20 protein-coding genes are annotated in these 18,233 nt (G+C 68.2%); 8 read left to right on the forward strand and 12 right to left on the reverse strand.

Going from position 1 to position 18,233, the window contains the following annotated elements; all coding sequences use genetic code 11:
- Positions 1-36 precede the first annotated feature (36 nt).
- A complete protein-coding gene (locus C5C17_RS08265; RefSeq protein ID WP_104252883.1) occupies positions 37-1,866 on the reverse strand; it encodes a DEAD/DEAH box helicase in 1,830 nt (609 codons plus the stop codon).
- 57 nt (positions 1,867-1,923) lie between these two features.
- A complete protein-coding gene (locus C5C17_RS08270; protein WP_104252976.1) occupies positions 1,924-3,102 on the reverse strand; it encodes an acyl-CoA dehydrogenase family protein in 1,179 nt (392 codons plus the stop codon).
- 97 nt (positions 3,103-3,199) lie between these two features.
- Between C5C17_RS08270 and C5C17_RS08275 the strand changes: the two genes are divergently transcribed.
- Positions 3,200-4,009 carry an SGNH/GDSL hydrolase family protein gene (locus C5C17_RS08275; RefSeq protein ID WP_104252884.1) on the forward strand — a complete coding sequence of 270 codons (810 nt, stop codon included), beginning with the start codon at positions 3,200-3,202 and terminating at the stop codon, positions 4,007-4,009.
- Here the strand turns inward: C5C17_RS08275 and C5C17_RS08280 are convergent.
- The gene (locus tag C5C17_RS08280; protein WP_104252885.1) at positions 3,999-4,838 is read right to left on the reverse strand and encodes an RNA methyltransferase; all 840 of its coding nucleotides are present in this window, start codon (positions 4,836-4,838) and stop codon (positions 3,999-4,001) included. The genes C5C17_RS08275 and C5C17_RS08280 overlap by 11 nt on opposite strands.
- Here C5C17_RS08280 and C5C17_RS08285 point away from each other — a divergent pair.
- Complete coding sequence (locus C5C17_RS08285) at positions 4,837-5,712, forward strand: Sir2 family NAD-dependent protein deacetylase (RefSeq protein WP_104252886.1); 876 nt, start codon at positions 4,837-4,839, stop codon at positions 5,710-5,712. The two genes, C5C17_RS08280 and C5C17_RS08285, sit on opposite strands and share 2 nt — an antisense overlap.
- Positions 5,713-5,728: 16 nt before the next feature.
- Here the strand turns inward: C5C17_RS08285 and C5C17_RS08290 are convergent, their stop codons facing one another.
- Both C5C17_RS08290 and C5C17_RS08295 read right to left on the reverse strand, forming a co-directional pair.
- A complete protein-coding gene (locus C5C17_RS08290; RefSeq protein ID WP_104252887.1) occupies positions 5,729-6,808 on the reverse strand; it encodes a glycosyltransferase family 1 protein in 1,080 nt (359 codons plus the stop codon).
- Entirely contained in the window at positions 6,805-7,716 is a 912-nt protein-coding gene (locus C5C17_RS08295) for an alpha/beta fold hydrolase (protein WP_104252888.1), read from the reverse strand. The genes C5C17_RS08290 and C5C17_RS08295 overlap by 4 nt, the downstream gene beginning before the upstream one ends.
- Before the next feature lie 105 nt (positions 7,717-7,821).
- Here C5C17_RS08295 and C5C17_RS08300 point away from each other — a divergent pair, with 105 nt between their 5' ends.
- Positions 7,822-8,517 carry an exonuclease domain-containing protein gene (locus C5C17_RS08300; protein ID WP_104252889.1) on the forward strand — a complete coding sequence of 232 codons (696 nt, stop codon included), beginning with the start codon at positions 7,822-7,824 and terminating at the stop codon, positions 8,515-8,517.
- 161 nt (positions 8,518-8,678) lie between these two features.
- Here the strand turns inward: C5C17_RS08300 and C5C17_RS08305 are convergent, their stop codons facing one another.
- From C5C17_RS08305 to glgA, 3 genes are all read right to left on the reverse strand, one after another.
- Positions 8,679-8,939 carry a type B 50S ribosomal protein L31 gene (locus C5C17_RS08305; protein WP_068481959.1) on the reverse strand — a complete coding sequence of 87 codons (261 nt, stop codon included), beginning with the start codon at positions 8,937-8,939 and terminating at the stop codon, positions 8,679-8,681.
- 88 nt (positions 8,940-9,027) lie between these two features.
- Positions 9,028-9,813: an ABC transporter ATP-binding protein gene (locus C5C17_RS08310; protein WP_104252890.1), complete on the reverse strand. Its 786-nt coding sequence runs from the start codon at positions 9,811-9,813 to the stop codon at positions 9,028-9,030.
- Between the two features lie 50 nt (positions 9,814-9,863).
- Positions 9,864-11,048: a glycogen synthase gene (glgA, locus tag C5C17_RS08315; protein WP_104252891.1), complete on the reverse strand. Its 1,185-nt coding sequence runs from the start codon at positions 11,046-11,048 to the stop codon at positions 9,864-9,866.
- 47 nt (positions 11,049-11,095) lie between these two features.
- Here glgA and C5C17_RS08320 point away from each other — a divergent pair, with 47 nt between their 5' ends.
- Both C5C17_RS08320 and serB read left to right on the forward strand, forming a co-directional pair.
- Positions 11,096-12,337 (forward strand): glucose-1-phosphate adenylyltransferase, encoded by a 1,242-nt coding sequence (locus C5C17_RS08320; RefSeq protein ID WP_104252892.1) that lies wholly within the window; start codon positions 11,096-11,098, stop codon positions 12,335-12,337.
- Entirely contained in the window at positions 12,334-12,993 is a 660-nt protein-coding gene (serB, locus tag C5C17_RS08325) for a phosphoserine phosphatase SerB (protein ID WP_258066075.1), read from the forward strand. Before C5C17_RS08320 ends, serB begins: the two co-directional genes overlap by 4 nt.
- Before the next feature lie 77 nt (positions 12,994-13,070).
- Here the strand turns inward: serB and C5C17_RS08330 are convergent, their stop codons facing one another.
- Positions 13,071-13,781 carry a beta-ketoacyl-ACP reductase gene (locus tag C5C17_RS08330; protein WP_104252893.1) on the reverse strand — a complete coding sequence of 237 codons (711 nt, stop codon included), beginning with the start codon at positions 13,779-13,781 and terminating at the stop codon, positions 13,071-13,073.
- Between the two features lie 80 nt (positions 13,782-13,861).
- On the opposite strand from C5C17_RS08330, the gene C5C17_RS08335 reads away from it, so the two are divergent.
- Genes C5C17_RS08335 through C5C17_RS08345 form a run of 3 tightly spaced genes read left to right on the forward strand, consistent with a single transcriptional unit; the run spans position 13,862 to position 15,259 of the window.
- Positions 13,862-14,137 (forward strand): DUF3099 domain-containing protein, encoded by a 276-nt coding sequence (locus C5C17_RS08335; protein WP_146079113.1) that lies wholly within the window; start codon positions 13,862-13,864, stop codon positions 14,135-14,137.
- Entirely contained in the window at positions 14,130-14,408 is a 279-nt protein-coding gene (locus C5C17_RS08340) for an acetone carboxylase (RefSeq protein WP_308471308.1), read from the forward strand. Before C5C17_RS08335 ends, C5C17_RS08340 begins: the two co-directional genes overlap by 8 nt.
- Positions 14,405-15,259 (forward strand): SURF1 family protein, encoded by an 855-nt coding sequence (locus C5C17_RS08345; RefSeq protein WP_104252895.1) that lies wholly within the window; start codon positions 14,405-14,407, stop codon positions 15,257-15,259. Before C5C17_RS08340 ends, C5C17_RS08345 begins: the two co-directional genes overlap by 4 nt.
- Positions 15,260-15,356: 97 nt before the next feature.
- Here C5C17_RS08345 and C5C17_RS08350 read toward each other — a convergent pair whose 3' ends face one another.
- The 3 genes from C5C17_RS08350 to sufC form a co-directional block, all read right to left on the reverse strand.
- Entirely contained in the window at positions 15,357-16,955 is a 1,599-nt protein-coding gene (locus C5C17_RS08350) for an ABC-F family ATP-binding cassette domain-containing protein (protein WP_104252979.1), read from the reverse strand.
- A 169-nt stretch (positions 16,956-17,124) separates the two neighbouring features.
- A complete protein-coding gene (locus C5C17_RS08355) occupies positions 17,125-17,457 on the reverse strand; it encodes a metal-sulfur cluster assembly factor (RefSeq protein WP_104252896.1) in 333 nt (110 codons plus the stop codon).
- 9 nt (positions 17,458-17,466) lie between these two features.
- Entirely contained in the window at positions 17,467-18,231 is a 765-nt protein-coding gene (sufC, locus tag C5C17_RS08360; RefSeq protein WP_104252897.1) for a Fe-S cluster assembly ATPase SufC, read from the reverse strand.
- Positions 18,232-18,233: the final 2 nt, after the last annotated feature.

Genomic DNA, 18,233 nt, shown 5'->3' on the forward strand with positions numbered 1-18,233 from the left:
AAGGGACGCCCACCGAGGTGGGCGTCCCTTCTCGTCTCAGGCGCGCAAGCGTCGCCGCAGGACGTCGATGCGCGCCTGGATCTGCGACACGGTGGCCTGGCCGACAGCCGGACCTCCGCAGCTGCGACGCAGCTCCGCGTGCACGATGCCGTGGGGCTCCCCCGACTGCTTCGCGTAGACGGAGACGAGACTGTTGAGCAGCGTTCGCTGCTCCTTCAACGTCCGGTGCAGCGCCTGCGGCGGCGCCGGGGCCGGCGGCCCGGCCTTCACGCGCGATTCCTGGATGCGTCCCTGCTTGGCCTGCCGCTGTGAGAGCACGGAGCGCACCTGGTCTGCGTCGAGGATGCCAGGCAGGCCGAGGAACTCGAGCTCCTCCTCGCTGCCGACCTCTGCCGCGTAGCCGAAGTCGCCGCCGTCGTAGAGCACCTTGTCGAAGAGCGCCTCGCTGGAGATCGCCTCGAAGGTGAACTTGCCCAGTTCGTCGGAGGTCTTGTCCGGCCGCTCGGCGGCCGCCATCATGTCCTCTTCCGGGGCCCTGGAATCGTCGGCGTCCGCGAGTCGATCGAGCGCGTGGTTGCGCTCCATCTCCAGGGCGTGCGCGAGCTTGGTGAGCTGCGGCACGCTCGGCACGAACACCGTGGCCGTCTCGCCCTTCTTGCGGGCGCGCACGAAGCGGCCGATGGCCTGCGCGAAGAACATCGGCGTCGACGCGTTGGTGGCGTAGACGCCCACGGCGAGTCGCGGCACGTCGACGCCCTCGGACACCATGCGCACGGCGACCATCCATCGCTCATCGCTCGCCGAGAACTCGGTGATGCGGTCCGAGGCGCCCTTGTCGTCGGACAGGATGAGCGCGGGCTTCGTGCCGGTGATGGTCTTCAGGATCGCCGCGTACCCTTTGGCCGCCGCGTGGTCGGTCGCGATGACGAGGCCACCCGCGTCCGGCACCTCCTGGCGCACCTCGCTGAGGCGCTGGTCTGCGGCCTGCAGGACCTGGGGGATCCACTGCCCCTCGTGGTCGAGGGCGGTGCGCCACGCCTGCGAGACGATGTCCTTCGTGTTGTCCTCCGCGAGGCCGGCCGACATCTCCTCGCCCTGCGTGTCGCGCCAGCGCACGTTGCCGGCGTAGGACATGAAGAGCACGGGGCGGACGACGCCGTCCTCGAGCGCTCGCCCGTAGCCGTACGAGTAGTCGGTCAGGGAGGTGCGGATGCCGTCCTCGTTGGGCGCGTACGTGACGAACGGGATGGGCGCGGAGTCGGAGCGAAACGGGGTGCCCGTGAGCGAGAGGCGTCGATCGGCATGGCCGAACGCCTCCCGGATCGCGTCACCCCAGCTCAGCGCGTCTCCACCGTGGTGGACCTCGTCGAGGATCACGAGCGTGCGACCCGACGCCGTCAGGTGGCTGTGCACGCTCGGCTTCATGGCGACCTGCGCGTACGTGACGGCCACTCCGTGGAACTGACGCGAATGGATGCCCTGGTTGTTGCCGTACCGGGGGTCGATGCGGATACCGACCCGAGCTGCGGCTTCCGCCCACTGCGTCTTGAGGTGGTCGGTCGGGGCGACGATCGTGATGCGGTCCACTGAGCGCCGCTGGAGGAGCTCGGTCGCGAGTCGCAGAGCGAACGTCGTCTTCCCAGCGCCCGGTGTCGCAGATGCCAGGAAGTCTCTTGGCTCGCTCTCGAAGTACACGTCGAGGGCCTCGGCCTGCCAGGCTCGGAGCCTGCCCGCCGTTCCCCAGGGTGCTCGCTGCGGGAAGGAGGGCGAGAGGTGCTCGGCCGCGAACGTGCCGACCTGGTGACCGTAGCGGGTGCCGTCGTGGCTGGAGGAGTGCGTTTCCTGGACGGCCTCGCGTTCGGTCATAGCTGCGTCGAGTTCCTTTCACACATCAGGCAGGGTCAGCCCGTCGGTTGTCGTCCGTCAGTGGCTGGTTGGTGGGTCTTGGATGGGGCCGAGGCGGTGCCCGGCATGCAACCGGCGCACGGCGCGCTCGTTGGACGGGTGCAGCCCGCCAGCGAGCACGTCTCGCAGCAGTCGCGCGAGCTCATGTCCGGAACGGTAGCCGCTGCCTCCGACAATCCCGAGCGCATCATGCGTCGTGGCGGCCGCGGCCGCGACTGCCTCGTACTTCGCCATCGTCAGGCGCGCGAACCAGGTGTCACCGTGCGGTGCCCCCTCGTCGACATCGCGTGCGATGGACTCAACGAGGGTACGCGCTGCGAGCTGTCGAATGCTCATTCTGGCGATTTCCTCTCGAACCTGCACATCGTCGGCGAGCCGCATCCCTCCCTGGGTCGAGCTGCTCCGGTGCTTCGCGGCGTCGACGGCGAGCTCGAGGGCCCTGTCCCCGATACCGACGTAGCAGGCGGCGACCAGCAGGAGGAAGTTCGAGTGCACCGCGAAGATGTGCGGCTCGCCGTTCGGCCCGACGGGGAGGCGGGCGATGACACGGTCGGCCGGGATCAGCGCGCCGTCCAGTGACGTCGAGCAGCTCTGCGTCGCGCGCATCCCGAGCGTGTCCCAGTCGTCGTGGATGCGCACGCCGTCGTCATTCCGCCGCAGCACGCCGTGAACGAGGGCGGGCTCCGCACCGGTGTCGTCGCGTCCGAAGGTGACGAGCCTCGTCCAGACCGGCGAGAGCGACGTGAAGATCTTCATGCCGTGCAGTCGGTAGCCGCCGCCCTGCTCCGGCTCGGCTCGCACATTCGAGTCGTAGAGCACGGCGTCGTTGCCGATCTCGGAGATCGCGAGCGCGTACGTCTCCCCCGCGACGATCTCGCGCAGCATCCAGTCGAGGCCATCGTCGTCGGATTCGTGCCGCGCGCGGGCGATGCCCGCCACGACGTGGTGCATGTTGACGGCAAGGGCCGTCGCGGGTGCCGCGGCCGCGAGACGCGCCTGGCACCTCACGGCCTGCTCGAGCGTGGCGCCTGTGCCCCCGAAATCGCGGGGAACCAGCAATCGCAGGTAGCCATCTTCGCGCAGCGCCTCGAGGTCGTCGGTCGGGAACGAGTTCTCCGCGTCGTAGCGGCTCGCGCGCTGGTTGAGCACCTCGAGCAGCTCATCGGCCAAAATGGATCTCGGGTCTGAAGCTGGCATGCTGACCACGGTACTCGCCAGGGCTTCGACCACCAGCAGGAAGTCTCAGCCGGCGAGGGCTTGGTCTTCAGATCCGATCGAGGAGAGCAGCAGCGAGATGTCAGAACTCGAACTCATTCCCTGGGGCCGCTACGTCGCGATCGGCGATTCCTTCACCGAGGGGGTTGGCGATCCCGAGCCGACCGCGCCTGGCGGGCTCCGCGGCTGGGCCGACCGCGTTGCCGAGGAGCTCGCCGCGCATCGCACCGACTTCGCCTACGCCAACCTGGCCATCCGCGGGCGACTCCTCGACCAGATCGTCGAGGAGCAGCTCGGACCGGCCCTCGAGTTGAAGCCCGACCTCGTGACCGTCTCCGCGGGCGGCAACGACATCATCCGCCCTGGCGCCGACCCGGATGCCATCGCGGCTCGCTTCTCGCGGCTCGTCGGGTCGCTGCGCGAGTCAGGCGCGACCGTCGTGGTCTTCACCGGGGTGGACACGAAGTTCGCGCCCGTCTTCTCGTCCATGCGCGGCAAGATCGCCATCTACAACGAGCACGTCCGCGGCATCGCCGAGCACCACGACTGCATCGTCGCCGACCAGTGGGCGCTTCGCTCGATCCAGCGGCCAAGCATGTGGGTCAGCGACCGCCTGCACCTCAACTCCTACGGACACCACGAGGTGGCGCGCATGGTCCTCGCGGCGCTCAACGTCGAGAACGACCTCGTCGCCATGCAGCCGGCACCCGCACGGCCGGCGAGGTGGCGCGAGGCGAGGGCGCAGGACATGGTGTGGGCGAGGCAGCACCTCGTGCCGTGGGTGCTGCGTCGCCTCCGGAACGAGTCGTCCGGAGACAACGTGATCGCCAAGCGCCCGTTCGCGGAGCCCTTCTCCTTCGGAACGGACGCCGCTCCGCCTATCCCGTGAGCGCGTAGAGCGCGACCGCGCTCGCCGCGGCGACGTTCAGCGAGTCCACGCCGTGGAGCATGGGAATCGTGACCGTCGTCGTCGCGGCGCTGAGGGCACCACGGCTGAGACCATCCCCCTCCGTGCCCAGCAGGATCGCGGTGCGCTCCGGTCTGCTGGCGGCGTAGTCGCGGAGCGACACCGCGTCGTCATCGAGGGCCAGCGCAGCGACATCGAAGCCGGCTTGGGCGAAGAGCGTCGCCGCGTCCGGCCAGGCTGGCAGCCGAGTCCACGGCACCTGGAAGACGGTCCCCATGCTGACGCGCACGCTCCTGCGGTACAGCGGGTCCGCGCACTCCTGGGTCACGAGGACGGCGTCAGCACCGAGGCCTGCCGCCGCACGGAAGACAGCGCCGACGTTCGTGTGGTCGACGAGGTCCTCGAGCACGACGACCGTCTTCGCGTCAGCCAGGAGCTCCGCCGGACCGCGCAATGACGGCCGATGCATGGAAGCGAGCGCGCCCCGGTGCATGCGGAACCCGGTCAGCTGCTCGAGCTGCTCGCTCGAGCCGACGTACACGGGGACATCGGGGAACCGCTCGAGCAGCGGTTCGACGGTCGGCAGCCACTGCTCCATGAGGAGGAGCGACCGTGGAGTGTGGCCGGCCCTCAAGGCGCGCTCGATAACCTTTGGCGACTCGGCGATGTACAGGCCACCCTCCGGTTCGAGGCGACGACGCAGGGCCACATCGGTCAGCCGGGAATAGTCGTCGAGTCCAGACTGTTCGAGTGAGCGGACGGATGGGGTCGCACGTGGCCAATCGGTCGACTGGAGAGGGGTCAGACGCATGGAGGCAATCCTGTCAGAAGCGGACGCGGCGAGGGCTGCTCGGACGCGGGCGGAGGGTCTCGCCCGCGCTGCCGACCTCCTGTCGGATCGCACCTTCGCGGTGCTGACGGGCGCGGGGCTCTCGACCGACTCCGGCATCCCGGACTACCGCGGCGACGGCAAGGCGCCGCGCATCTCCCCCATGACGATCCAGCAGTTCATGTCGGACGAGGCGACTCGTCGACGCTACTGGGCGGGTGCCGCCCTGGGCGCCGCCCGGTTCTCCGGCGCGGAACCGAACGCCGGGCACCTCGCGCTCGCCGAGCTCGAGCACCACGGGGCCGCCGCGGGGGTGGCCACCCAGAACGTGGATGGCCTGCACCTGCGGGCGGGGAGCCGCAACGTCGTCGAGCTGCACGGCAGCATGCGCACGGCGAGCTGCACGCGCTGCGGCCACGAGATATCGAGAGCTGCCCTGCTTGCCGACATCCTGGCGTCCTCCCCCGGCATCGCCGAACTCGCGGCGGACGCCAGCAGCCGGCCCGACGGCGACGCCGAGGCGAGCGGTGCCGAGATCGACGAGCTTCCCTCGTGCCCGGTCTGCGGGGGCATCCTGCAACCCGACGTCGTCATGTTCGGGGACGTCGTGCGCCCGTCCGTCGCCGAGCGCGCCCGCCAGCTCGTCGACGAGGCCGATGCGCTGCTCGTCGCGGGGACGTCGCTGGTCGTCAACACCGGGCGGCGGCTCGTGCACCGCGCCGCCGCGGCCAAGAAGCCGGTCGTCCTGTTCAACCGCGGTGACGCCGCGATCGGCCACCTGGCCTCCGTGTACGTCGAAGGTGGCACCTCCGAGTCGCTCGTCGACCTCGCGGGCAGACTCACCTCCGACTCTTGAGAACCGGCGAGCTGCTTCAGCTCCGCCGTCGCTGAGCCACCTGTCGGCAGGCGTCGAGCAGTGCCGCCGCCGACCGCTCCCACGCGTAGTCGGCCGCGCGGGCGACGCCGGCTGCCGAGGCGGAGCGCCACGCTCCTGGATCGGCCTGCAGGCGCTTGGCCATGGTGGCGAGCAGACCCGCGTCCTCTGCAGGGAAGTATCCGGCGGCCGTCCCCCCGACCTCGCGGAAGATCGGTGTGTCGCTCACCAGTATGGGGGTGCCGGCCGACATCGCCTCGACGAGCGGCAGTCCGAACCCCTCGCTCTTCGATGCTGTCACGAGCGCCGTCGCACCCGCGAGGAGTGCGCGGTACTCATCGTCGCTGACGCCCTGGTGGGCGACGATCGACCCCGCCGGCGCCTGCGCCTCGAGTGCGGCCAGGGTCCGAGCATCCACCTTCGAGCACAGGTGGAGGCGCCATCCCGGCAGGTCGCGCATGGCACGAGCGAGGGTCTCGACGTTCTTGTACGGCATGAACGAACCCATGTAGAGAAGGCTGGGCTCGTTCGGAGGCGCCGTCCTCGGCGTGGACGCGAATGCTGGATCCGGCGCGTTGGGCACGAGCGGGATCGGGCGCCGGGTCAGCCGCTTGGCCCGCAGCAGCTCGCGCGTGGTCGCGGAGACGACCGCAACCTGGTCCGCTCCTCGCAGCAGCAGGCGCTGCGGCCAGAACGACAGGTGGTAGACGCGCCACAGCGCGCGCACGTACCAGGGCAGGAACTGCGGCGGTCTCGGGTGCTCGTAGTAGATGAGATCGTGGATGGTCAGGATCAGCCCGTAGCGCCGCCCCAGCGACCCCATCGTCTGCATCGGGCTCACGACCACGTCGGGTCTGAGCCGGTTGATCTCGCGGGCCACGAACGGCTCGGCGGGCGAAGTCGGCGCACCGATGACCTCGTGCGGCAGGTCTGGCAGCATGTGCAGCTGTCGCTCGTCCGAGATGAGCATGGTCACCGGGTGGAGCGCGGAGAGGGCTCGTACGAGTTCGGCCGAGTACCTCGAGATGCCGTCGTGACGATCGATGCGCACGTAGCGGCAGTCGAAGAGCAGTTTCACCTCGCGCGCTCCATCGGAGTGCCTGGTCGTGCGTCGGCGATGACGTCGGCGAGCAGGCGCGCAGCGGCGATCGGCGTCTCGTAGTGCACCAGGTGTCCGGTGCCCGCGATGACGTGCAGTGGCACGTCGGCGAGTCGGGCGAGTTCGAGCTGCGCCTCGAGCGGAGCGATGTCGTCGAGCGCACCGGCGATGAGGACGGTGGATGCCGGAAGCTCAGCGGCGTGCGCGAGCACCGAATCCGAGACCGAGGCACGGAATGCCGCGAGGAGGGTCTCGCGGTCGGAGAAGTCGGAGAAGTGACGCTCGTGCTCCGCGTGGATCCAGGCCCTGAGCGGCTTGGACTTCGTCTTCGCCATGACCTCGCTCATGATGCGCGTGATGAGCGGATGCGAGAGCAGCATCCGACCTGCTGTGGCGGGAAGGCGCGAGCCGAGCCAATAGTAGAAGATCGCGAGTCGGGTGAGGATCGCCTGCGGCCCTTCCAGAGCCGGTGATGCGATCGGGTTGACGAGCACGAGCGGCCGTTCCCCGATCGCGGACGGCCGCCTGGAGATCACGAGCGAGCCGAACGAATGCCCGAGCACGATCGCGTCGCCGTGCGGATCGACCTGCTCGAGGAACGCCTGCAGCCACGCTGAGTAGTCGTCCAGCGTGTGCCCGCGCGACAGCGGTTCCGACTCTCCGAACCCCGGGAGGTCGGGGGCGATGAAGCGCACGTGCGGGAGACGATTCACGACCGGTAGCAGGCCGTGGTGGGTGCCGCGGAAGCCATGCACCAGGACGACCGTGGCCGCGGCGTCTTCGGCGGTGGGCCCCACCTCCCACCACGCGCATGCTGAGCCCAGGATGCGCTCGGCGTGGGCAAGCGACGGGGACCCGGGAGTGGCTGCAGGAGCGGAGGAAGGCATCGTGCAAGAGTGTACCGAGCAGGGCGGGAGGCCGTGCTCAGGCGCGTTCGCGCTCGGCGGGGACGCTGTTCCTGCACCAGGATCTCGAGGCGGGATGAGGAAGCTATGACCGAGTGGACGAAGCGGGTCGCGGTGTTCGATCTCGAGACGACGGGCATCGACGTCGAGAACGACCGGATCGTCACGGCGTTCGTGGGGCTCATCGACGGGGAGGGCACGGTCGAGCGCGGCACGGACTGGCTCGCGGACCCCGGGATCCCCATCCCGGAGCGTGCTGCGGCGGTGCACGGCATCACGACGGAGATCGCGCAGGCGGAGGGGCGACCTGCCGCTGAGGTCGTCACCGAGCTGCGGGCTGCCCTCGACTGGATCGCGCGTCATCGAGTGCCACTCGTCATCTACAACGCGCCGTATGACCTGACGCTCTTCGCTCGGGAGTGCGCGCGCCACGGCATCGAGCCGGTCGTCTTCGCGGAGCAGGTGGTCGACCCTCTCGTCATCGATCGCGCGCTCGACCGCTACCGCAAGGGCAAGCGCACCCTCACGGACACGTCGATCTTCTACGGTGTCGAGCTCATCGACGCCCATTCGGCCGGTGACGACGCCGTCGCGGCGGGCCAGCTCGCGCTTGCGCTCGCAGCCAAGTATCCAGCGGAGCTCGACGTCGAGCTCCCTGAGCTCCACGCGAAGCAGGTCACGTGGGCGGCTGATCAGGCCAGGGACTTCGAGGCTTACATGCGAGCCAACCGCGATCCGGACTTCACCGCGGACGGCGCGTGGCCGGTTCGCACGGCGTCCTGATGCTGCGCCAGCTGGCCCGGGCCGGCCTGACGCTCCCCAGGTCGGCCTCGCGGGGCCTGGGTGCACGCTTCGCGTGAGGCAGGCGGGAACGCAGAAGGGCGGCACCGAAACGGTGCCGCCCTTTCGCGTGAGCGGTGAGCTCGTCTGCGACGCAGACGGGACTACTTGCTGCCGCCGCCGAACTTGGCGTAGCGGTTCTTGAACTTCTCGACACGGCCGGCGGAGTCCATGATGCGCTGCTTGCCCGTGTAGAACGGGTGCGATGCGCTGGAGATCTCGACGTCGATGACGGGGTACGTGTTGCCGTCTTCCCATTCGATCGTCTTGGCGCTCGAGACCGTGGAACGGGTGAGGAACTTCTCTCCCGATGCGAGGTCGTTGAACACCACCGTGTTGTAGGTGGGGTGGACGTCAGCCTTCATAAGGGTTCCTTCAACGAGTTTGGTGAGCAGAATCGGACCACGGGTCCTGAGCCAAGGATCAACCTTAGCAGATCGGGGCCCGTGGGTGTCAGTGCGACGCGCGGGCCGTGTAGCGGCCAGCAGTGTTCGTGACGTGGAGGGGAAGACCGAACGTGTTCTCGAGGTTCGCGCTTGTCAGCACCTCGGCGATTGGGCCTGCGGCGACGGCCTTGCCCTCGCGCAGCAGGAGCACGTGAGTGATGCCGACGGGAATCTCTTCCACGTGGTGCGTGACCATGACGATGGCGGGGGCGAAGGGGCTCTGCGCGAAGCTCGAGAGAGCGGCGAGGAGGTTCTCGCGGGCCCCGAGGTCGAGCGATGCGCTCGGCTCGTCGAGCAGGAGCAGCTCGGGGTCGGTCATGATGGCCCGGGCGATGAGGGTTCGCTTCTGCTCGCCGTCGCTCAGCGTGCCGAAGTCGCGCTCGGCGAAGTCGCCGAGACTCCACTCTTCGAGCACTCGCTGCGCGCGACGTTCGTCGATCTCCTCGTAGGCCTCGTTCCAACGGCCCGTCACAGCGTAGGAGGCCGTGAGCGCCACGTTGATGACGCTCTCGTCTCCCGGGATCCGGCGGGCCATCGCGCTCGAGGCGACGCCGATGCGCGGGCGCAGCTCGAACACGTTGGTCCGCCCGAGGCGCTCGCCGAGCACGTCGACCTCGCCTGTCGTCGGGTGCTGCGTCGCGGATGCGAGCGAGAGCAGCGTGGACTTGCCGGCTCCGTTGGGGCCGAGCACCGCCCATCGCTCCGTCTCGTCGACACTCCAGGTGACATGGTCGAGGATCGGACGACCGTTGCGAACGACCGTAGCGTCGTTGAATTCGAGAACCGTTGCCATATGCCCCAGCCTAAACGCGGCTCGCGCCGAGGCTTCGGCGGCGCACCGCGTCAGCCAACGAGCTGCTCGTAGATGGCGATGGTCTCGTCGCTGATGCGACGCCAGGTGAACTCTCGCTCGGCGCGTTCTCGCCCGGCCTTCCCGTAGCGAGCGGCCGTCTCCGGGTCGCTGACGACCTCGGTGAGGACTCGAGCCAGGTCGGCGACGAACTTGTCAGGGTCGAGCGGCGTTCCGGTTCCGTCAGTCGCCTGCTCGATCGGCACCAGGCGACCCGTGACGCCATCATCGACGACCTCGGGGATGCCGCCGGTCGCGGTTCCGACGACTGCCGTGCCGCAGGCCATGGCTTCGAGGTTCACGATGCCGAGCGGCTCGTAGATCGACGGGCACGCGAAGACCGTCGACGCGGAGAGCGCCGTCATGATCTCGCGCTTGCTGAGATGCCTCGCGAGCCAGACGACTCCGTCGCGCTCGGTCTGCAGCTGCGCGACGAGGGCGGCGACCTCGGCTTCGATCTCGGGGGTGTCCGGTGCTCCGGCACACAGGATGACCTGGACCTCCGGGGGGAGCTCGCGGACCGCGCGGAGAAAGTAGGGAAGGCCCTTCTGCCGCGTGATGCGTCCCACGAAGACCACTGCCGGTCGGTCGGGGTCGATGCCGAGCTCGCGCGCCGCCTCCGGGTCCTCGACCCGCTGCCATGCATCGAGGTCGATGCCGTTGTAGACGACCTCCACCTTGTCGGGGTCCAGGTTCGGGTAGGCGCGCAGGATGTCGGCTCGCATGCCGTGGCTCACCGCGATGATGCGGTCGGCGTGCTCGTAGGAGACCTGCTCGATCCAGCTGGAGAGGCGGTAGCCGCCACCCAGCTGCTCCGCTTTCCACGGACGCAGCGGCTCGAGGCTGTGCGCCGTGATGACGTGAGGGATGCCGTGCAGCAGCTTCGCGACGTGGCCTGCGGCGTTGGCGTACCAGGTATGCGAGTGCACGAGGTCGGCACCCTGGATGTCGTTCGCGATCTCGAGGTCGGTGCCGAGGAAGCCGAGCGCCGGGTTCGCCGAACGCAGCGCTGGCGGCGTCGTGTAGGCGTACGTCTGCTGCTCATCGCGCGCGTCGCCGAAGCAGCGGACGTTGACGTCGATGTCGCGCCTCATCGCCTTGACGAGCTCGGTGACGTGGACTCCAGCCCCGCCGTAGACGGCCGGTGGATACTCGCGTGTTACCAGATCTACTCTCACGGGCTACACGGTAGTACAGCGGGGCTGGGAACCCCTAAGCTCGAGTCATGTCACAGGCAAAGGTGTTCGGCATCGTTCTCGCTGGCGGTGAGGGGAAGCGGCTCATGCCGCTCACTGCAGACCGGGCAAAGCCCGCTGTGCCCTTCGCAGGCCAGTATCGACTCATTGACTTCGCACTCTCGAACCTGGTGAATTCCGGGCTTCACAAGATCGTCGTCCTGACGCAGTACAAGTCCCACTCGCTGGACAGGCACGTCTCGCACACGTGGCGTCTCCCGGCCATGCTCAACTCCTACGTCGCTTCGGTGCCTGCGCAGCAGCGCCTCGGCAAGCGCTGGTTCTCGGGCTCGGCCGACGCGATCAGGCAGAGCCTGAACCTCATCAACGACGAGTCGCCGGACATCGTCGTCGTGGTCGGCGCAGACCACGTCTACCGCATGGACTTCTCGCAGATGATCGAGGCGCACATCGCCTCCGGTCGGAGCGCGACGGTCGCCGCCATCCGCCAGCCGATCTCCCTTTCCGACCAGTTCGGGGTCATCGACGTCGATCCGGACGACCGCACGCTCATCCGTGAGTTCCTCGAGAAGCCGGACGACGCGCAGGGCCTGCCGGACAGTCCCGGCGAGATCCTGGCGTCGATGGGCAACTACGTCTTCACGGCAGACAAGCTCGTGGAAGCGGTCATCCGCGACTCCACGCTGGAAGACTCGAAGCACGACATGGGTGGGGACATCATCCCGAGCTTCGTCGCGCAGGGTGACTGCGGCGTGTACGACCTCAAGGACAACGTGGTTCCCGGCTCCACGGACCGCGACCGCGACTACTGGCGCGACGTCGGCACGATCGACTCCTTCTACGACGCGCACATGGACCTCATCTCCACGCTGCCGATCTTCAACCTCTACAACGAGAAGTGGCCGATCTTCGCGCAGCAGCTGAACTCGCCGCCCGCGAAGTTCGTCCGCGACAGCCGCGGGTCGACGGGCACCATGATCGACTCGATCATCTCCCTCGGCTCCGTCATCTCGGGCGCCCACATCGAGCGCAGCGTGCTGGGCCCGTGGGACAACGTCGAGTCAGGGGCCGCGGTTGTCGACTCGATCCTGTTCGATCGCGTCAACGTGCAGGCCGGTGCCGTCGTGCGGCGAGCGATCCTCGACAAGAACGTCATCGTCAAGGAGGGTGCCTCCGTCGGCGTCGACCGCGAGCACGACCTCCGTCGCGGATTCACGGTCACCGACTCGGGCCTCACCGTCGTGGAGAAGTTCGGGATCGTCGAGCCGTGACGTCGGGCACGCTGACCCGCGCCCCGTTCCTGGTCCTCCTCGACGTCGACTCGACCCTCATCGAGGATGAGGTCATCGAGCTCATCGCCGACTACGCGGGTGTGACCGCCCAGGTCACCGAGGTGACGGAACGGGCCATGGCAGGCGAGCTCGACTTCGAAGAGAGCCTGCGGCATCGAGTCGCGCTGCTCGAAGGCGTGTCCGCGGCTGACGTCGCCTCGGTCGTCGACCGGGTCGTCGTCACCGACGGCGTCCCAGAGCTCGTCTCGGGTGTGCACGCCGCAGGAGGGTACATCGCCGCCGTCTCCGGCGGGTTCCACGAGATCCTCGACGACCTCGCTGCCAGGCTGGACCTCGACCGGTGGCGAGCCAACCGATTCGAGATCATCGAAGGCAGGCTCACCGGCCGAGTCTCGGGCCCCATCATCGGTCGCGAGGCCAAGCGCGACACGCTGCTCGAGTGGGCAGACGAACTCGGCGTCGACCCGTCACGCACGATCGCGATCGGCGACGGCGCGAATGACCTCGGCATGATGTCGGCGGCAGGACTCTCGATCGCGTTCGATGCGAAGCCGGTCGTGCGCGAGCAGGCTCACGTGAGCCTCCCGGATCGCGACATGCGTCAGGTGCTGCACGTGCTCGGCCTCGCGGGCTGACCGCCACGGCACAGACGAAGGGCCGACCGGATGCACGCATCCGGTCGGCCCTTCGTCAGTTCTCCGGGGGCCCGCCGCTAGTGCCCCATGCCGAGTCCGCCGTCGACGGGGATGACGGCACCGGAGATGTATCCGGCATCATCGCTTGCGAGCCACGCCGCGGTCTTCGCGATCTCGTCAACGCTGCCGTAGCGCGCCGCGGGGATCTGCGAGAGGTACTCCTTCTTCGTGTCCTCCGGCAGCACGGCCGTCATCTCCGTCTCGATGAACCCCGGCGCGATGACGTTGGCCGTGATGCCGCGTGAGCCGAGCTCGCGCGTGAGCGAGCGCGCCATGCCGACAAGGCCGGCCTTCGCCGATGAGTAGTTGATCTGACCGGGCGAGCCGAAGAGCCCGACCACGCTCGAGATGAACACGACCCGCCCGAATCGGGCCTTGAGCATGCCTTTCGAAGAGCGCTTGAGGACGCGGAAGACACCCGTCAGGTTCGTGTCGATGACCTGCTGGAAGTCGTCCTCCGACATGCGCAGGAGGAGGTTGTCCTTCGTGATGCCCGCGTTGGCGATGAGCACCTCGACGGCCCCGAGCTCCTGCTCGATGGCTTTGAACGCTGCATCGACGCTTGCCGAGTCGGTGACGTCGGCCTGCACGGTGAGCGCGCCTTCCGGCCCGCCCTCCCCCGAGCGCGAGGTCACCGCGACGCGGTGCCCCAGGCTGACGAAGTGTGCGGCGATGGCGAAGCCGATGCCACGGTTTCCTCCCGTGACGAGGACGGTTCTTTGGGTCATGCTGCTCCCTTGAGACGGTGAGCTCCAGTCTAGGGGCGAGGAGTAAGCTGAGCAGATCGCCGAGAGGAGCACCTGCCACCGTGCGATCACATACAACGAACGTCACCTCCATGGCGGACAGCGAGTACGACGAGCGCGCCGCCCGCATGAAGAAGTACACCATCATGATGCTGATCAGGGTGGCGTGCTTCGTCGCGCTCATCTGGGTACGCGGCCCCTGGATGTTCGTGTTCGCGGCCGGAGCCATCTTCCTCCCCTACTTCGCCGTCGTCATCGCCAACGCCGCGACGCAGCGCAGAACACGCAGGGTGGAGCGGCCGAGCTTCCTCCAGCGGCGAGGCAAGCCGGATGCGTGACGGCTTCGACCTGCTCGGGGCCCTGCAGAGCGGCGGTCTGAACGCGGCCGAGGCGGAGCCTCGGTGCTCGCGCGCGGCCTGCAGCGCTGATGCGACGACGCGCCTCGAGTGGCGCAACCCCCGCATTCACGACGAGACACGCCGCAAGGTGTGGCTCGCCTGTGGCGAGCACGCCGGCTACCTCGAGGACTTCCTCCGCCAGCGAGACTTCCCCGTGAGTGCCTCCGCGATCGCTACCGAGGCGACCGACCACGAGGATGGGCGCGCGTGAGCGGCGAGCGTCGTTGGCGTTTCGCGCTGTCAAAGCGCTGGCTCGGCTACCTGGGCCTGCTCGTCGTGTTCGCCATCGCGTGCGGCTTCCTGAGCCACTGGCAGTTCGAACGCCGGGACGAGCGGGTCTCCGAGAATGCCCGCATCACCGGCAACTTCGACCGGGAACCGGTTCCGATCGGCTCGGAGCTCGCGTCGCTCGACGCGTTCTCGATCAACCAGGAGTGGACGCCGGTGCTCCTGCAGGGCAGATACCTGACCGACGAGCAGCTCCTGGCCCGGTCTCGGCCCCACAACGGCCTCCCCGGCTTCGAGATCCTGACGCCCTTCGAGACCGAGGACGGACGGGTGTTCATCGTGAACCGCGGTTGGATCCCGACCGGCGACGCGCAGGACTCCCCCGACCACGTGCCGGCACCTCCCGAGGGCGATGCGACGGTGGTGGCACGCCTCAAACCGGGCGAACCCGAGATTCCGGGACGCAGCGCTCCTGCCGGGCAGATCGCGACCATCCACCTGCCGCAGTTCGCCGAAGAGCTCGGCGCCGACCGCGTGTACACGGGTGCATACGGCCTGCTGTCCGCCGAACGGCCGTCAGCGGAGACCGGCGCGCTGACGACGAAACCCGCGCTGGATGAGGGAAATCACCTGTCCTACGCGTTCCAGTGGATCATCTTCGCGATCATCGCGCTCCTCGGCCTCATCTTCGGACTCCGCGCCGAATACCGCGACCGCAACCCGGATGACCCGAAGGTCAAGGAGGCCCTCGCCCGCGAACGCGAACGAGCTGGCCGCCGACGCAGGACGGACGCGGAGATCGAGGACGAGCTCCTCGATCGCGCCGGTGCCTGACCGCGCCTGACCGCGCCAGTTCCCTGTCACGAGCGAAGCGCATGCCCGTCGGGCATGCGCTTCGTGGCGTGGCAGGAGCTCCCCCGGGCGTGCGTGACTAGTTCATCGTGATGAGGTCGAAGTAGTCGGGCGTCCAGTGATCCTCAACTCCGTCCGGCATGATGAGCACCCGCTCGGGGTTGAGGGCCTCGACAGCGCCCTCGTCGTGACTGACCAGCACGACCGAGCCCTCGTAATGCGCAAGCGCATCGAGGATCTGCTCACGGCTCATCGGGTCGAGGTTGTTCGTCGGCTCGTCGAGGAGCAGGACGTTGGCGCTGGACACGACGAGCATCGCCAGTGCGAGTCGCGTCTTCTCGCCGCCGGAGAGGACCCCCGCCGGCTTGTGCACGTCATCTCCGGAGAACAGGAATGAGCCGAGCACCTTGCGCGCCTCGGTCTCCGTGAGGTGGCTCGAGACGCTCACCATGTTCTGGAGGACGCTGCGGGCGACATCCAGCGTCTCGTGCTCCTGGGCGTAGTAGCCGATCTTGAGGCCGTGGCCTGGCTCGAGCGCGCCCGTGTCCGGCTCGTCCACGCCGGCGAGCATGCGCAGAAGCGTCGTCTTGCCCGCACCGTTGAGCCCGAGGATCACGACGCGTGAACCTCGGTCGATGGCAAGGTCGACCGCGGTGAAGATCTCGAGTGATCCGTAGGACTTCGAGAGGTTCGATGCCCGAAGCGGGGTCTTGCCGCAGGCCGCGGGCGTCGGGAAGCGCAGCTTCGCCACGCGGTCCGCGACGCGGACCTCCTCGAGGCCCGAGAGCATCTTCTCCGCACGACGCGCCATCTGGTGGGCTGCGGTGGCCTTCGTCGCCTTGGCGCCGAACTTGGCGGCCTGCTGCTGCAGCACGGTCGCCTTCTTCTCGATGTTGGCGCGCTCCTTCTTGCGGCGCTCCTGGTCGGCCTCGCGCTGGCGCAGGTAGTGCTTCCAGCCCATGTTGTAGACGTCGATCACCTGGCGGTTCGCGTCGAGGTAGAACACGCGGTTGACCGTGTCGCCGACCAGTTCGACGTCGTGCGAGATCACGATGAGCCCGCCGGCATATCCCTTGAGGAATTCCCGCAGCCAGATGACCGAGTCGATGTCGAGGTGGTTCGTGGGCTCGTCGAGCAGCATCGTCTCCGCGCCGGAGAACAGGATCCGGGCGAGCTCGATGCGCCGACGCTGTCCACCCGAGAGCGTCTGCAGCTCCTGGTCGAGGATGCGGTCCGGCAGCTTGAGGTTGCTGGCGATTGCTGCAGCCTCAGCCTCGGCCGCGTAGCCTCCGAGCGCGAGGAACCTGTCGTCGAGGCGCGAGTACTTCTTCATCGCGGCTTCCTGCTCGGCGGGGGTCCCGTCCGCCATCGCGAGGGTCGCCTCGTCGATGCCGAGACGCAGTTCGCCGAGTCCTCTGGCGTCCAGGATGCGCGTGCGGGCTGTCTGCGTGGGGTCGCCGCTTCGCGGGTCCTGCGGGAGGTAGCCGATCTCACCTCGGCGTTCGATCTTCCCCGCCGTCGGCAGGGTGTCTCCCGCCAGGATCTTCGTCAGCGTCGTCTTGCCGGCGCCGTTGCGGCCGACGAGGCCGATCTTGTCGCCAGCGGCAACACGAAAGTTGACTCCCGACATGAGGGTGCGGGCACCCATGGTGATTTCGAGGTCGTGTACGGCGAGCAAGAAGTGCATCCATTCGGTGGTGAGCGGGGCGAGCAGTGCAGTGCTGAGAGGCGGGTGTCAGGTCCACGCCGGAGTCGACCGGGCTGGCCCCGTAGCCGACAACCTGCCCAGTCTAGACGAGACGCGAATGAGCCCCGCCGAGGCGGGGCTCATCACGGTCGGACGCGGGTCAGATGTTGAACCCGAGGGCGCGCATCATGTCGCGCCCGTCGTCGGTGATCTTCTCGGGACCCCACGGCGGCATCCAGACCCAGTTGATGACGAAGCGCTCGACGGCGCCGTCAAGCGCCTGGGCCGTGTCGGCCTCGATGACGTCGGTCAGCGGGCAGCCCGCGGAGGTGAGCGTCATGGAGATGACAAGCGCGTCGGAGTCGTCGTCCCAGTTCAGATCGTAGATGAGACCGAGGTCGACGATGTTGACGCCGAGCTCAGGGTCCACGACCTCTTTGAGCGCCTCTTCGATCTCGTCGTAGCGTGTCGCTTCGAGTGTCGTCAGTGCCATGGCGAGATCCTACGCCTCGACCTGCTGAGCGAGGTAGCGGTCGTACCCCTCGTTCTCGAGGCGGTCGGCGAGCTCGGGACCGCCCTGGTCGGCGACCTTGCCGGCGACGAAGACGTGGACGAAGTCGGGCTTGATGTACCGCAGGATGCGCGTGTAGTGCGTGATGAGCAGGACACCGAGGCCGGTGTTCTCCTTGACGCGGTTGACGCCCTCGGACACGATGCGGAGCGCATCCACGTCGAGGCCTGAGTCGGTCTCGTCGAGGACGGCGAACTTCGGCTTGAGGAGCTCGAGCTGGAGTATCTCGTTGCGCTTCTTCTCGCCACCGGAGAAGCCCTCGTTGACGTTGCGCTCGGAGAAGACCGGGTCCATGCGCAGTGCGGACATGGAGGACTTGACCTCCTTGAGCCACGGGCGCAGGGGCGGTGCCTCGCCGGAGACGGCGGTCTTCGCGGTGCGCAGGAAGTTCGCCACCGTCACACCGGGGATCTCGACGGGGTACTGCATAGCGAGGAAGAGGCCGGCCTTCGCCCGCTCGTCGACGGACATCTCGAGGACGTCCTCGCCGTCGAGCGTGATCGAGCCGCTCGTCACCTCGTACTTGGGGTGGCCCGCGATCGTGTACGCGAGCGTCGACTTGCCTGAGCCGTTCGGGCCCATGATGGCGTGGATCTCGCCCTGGTTGATCGTCAGGTCGACACCGCGGAGGATTTCCTTGGTGCCCTGGTCGGTCTCGACCGTGACGTGGAGGTCGGATATCTGCAGCGTGGACATGT

The sequence above is a fragment of the Pseudoclavibacter sp. RFBA6 genome, from assembly GCF_002931575.1.
GTDB classification, from domain to species: Bacteria; Actinomycetota; Actinomycetes; order Actinomycetales; family Microbacteriaceae; genus Pseudoclavibacter; species Pseudoclavibacter terrae.

Excerpts from the sequence above, each read along its gene's own strand:
- C5C17_RS08295 (WP_104252888.1), bottom strand. The coding sequence starts at position 7,716 with ATGCCTTCCTCCGCTCCTGCAGCCACTCCCGGGTCCCCGTCGCTTGCC.
- C5C17_RS08320 (WP_104252892.1), top strand. The coding sequence starts at position 11,096 with ATGTCACAGGCAAAGGTGTTCGGCATCGTTCTCGCTGGCGGTGAGGGG.
- C5C17_RS08300 (WP_104252889.1), top strand. The coding sequence starts at position 7,822 with ATGACCGAGTGGACGAAGCGGGTCGCGGTGTTCGATCTCGAGACGACG.
- C5C17_RS08275 (WP_104252884.1), top strand. The coding sequence starts at position 3,200 with ATGTCAGAACTCGAACTCATTCCCTGGGGCCGCTACGTCGCGATCGGC.
- C5C17_RS08310 (WP_104252890.1), bottom strand. The coding sequence starts at position 9,813 with ATGGCAACGGTTCTCGAATTCAACGACGCTACGGTCGTTCGCAACGGT.
- C5C17_RS08280 (WP_104252885.1), bottom strand. The coding sequence starts at position 4,838 with ATGCGTCTGACCCCTCTCCAGTCGACCGATTGGCCACGTGCGACCCCA.
- C5C17_RS08285 (WP_104252886.1), top strand. The coding sequence starts at position 4,837 with ATGGAGGCAATCCTGTCAGAAGCGGACGCGGCGAGGGCTGCTCGGACG.
- C5C17_RS08305 (WP_068481959.1), bottom strand. The coding sequence starts at position 8,939 with ATGAAGGCTGACGTCCACCCCACCTACAACACGGTGGTGTTCAACGAC.
- C5C17_RS08340 (WP_308471308.1), top strand. The coding sequence starts at position 14,130 with ATGCGTGACGGCTTCGACCTGCTCGGGGCCCTGCAGAGCGGCGGTCTG.
- C5C17_RS08330 (WP_104252893.1), bottom strand. The coding sequence starts at position 13,781 with ATGACCCAAAGAACCGTCCTCGTCACGGGAGGAAACCGTGGCATCGGC.
- C5C17_RS08265 (WP_104252883.1), bottom strand. The coding sequence starts at position 1,866 with ATGACCGAACGCGAGGCCGTCCAGGAAACGCACTCCTCCAGCCACGAC.
- C5C17_RS08270 (WP_104252976.1), bottom strand. The coding sequence starts at position 3,102 with ATGCCAGCTTCAGACCCGAGATCCATTTTGGCCGATGAGCTGCTCGAG.
- C5C17_RS08355 (WP_104252896.1), bottom strand. The coding sequence starts at position 17,457 with ATGGCACTGACGACACTCGAAGCGACACGCTACGACGAGATCGAAGAG.
- sufC (WP_104252897.1), bottom strand. The coding sequence starts at position 18,231 with ATGTCCACGCTGCAGATATCCGACCTCCACGTCACGGTCGAGACCGAC.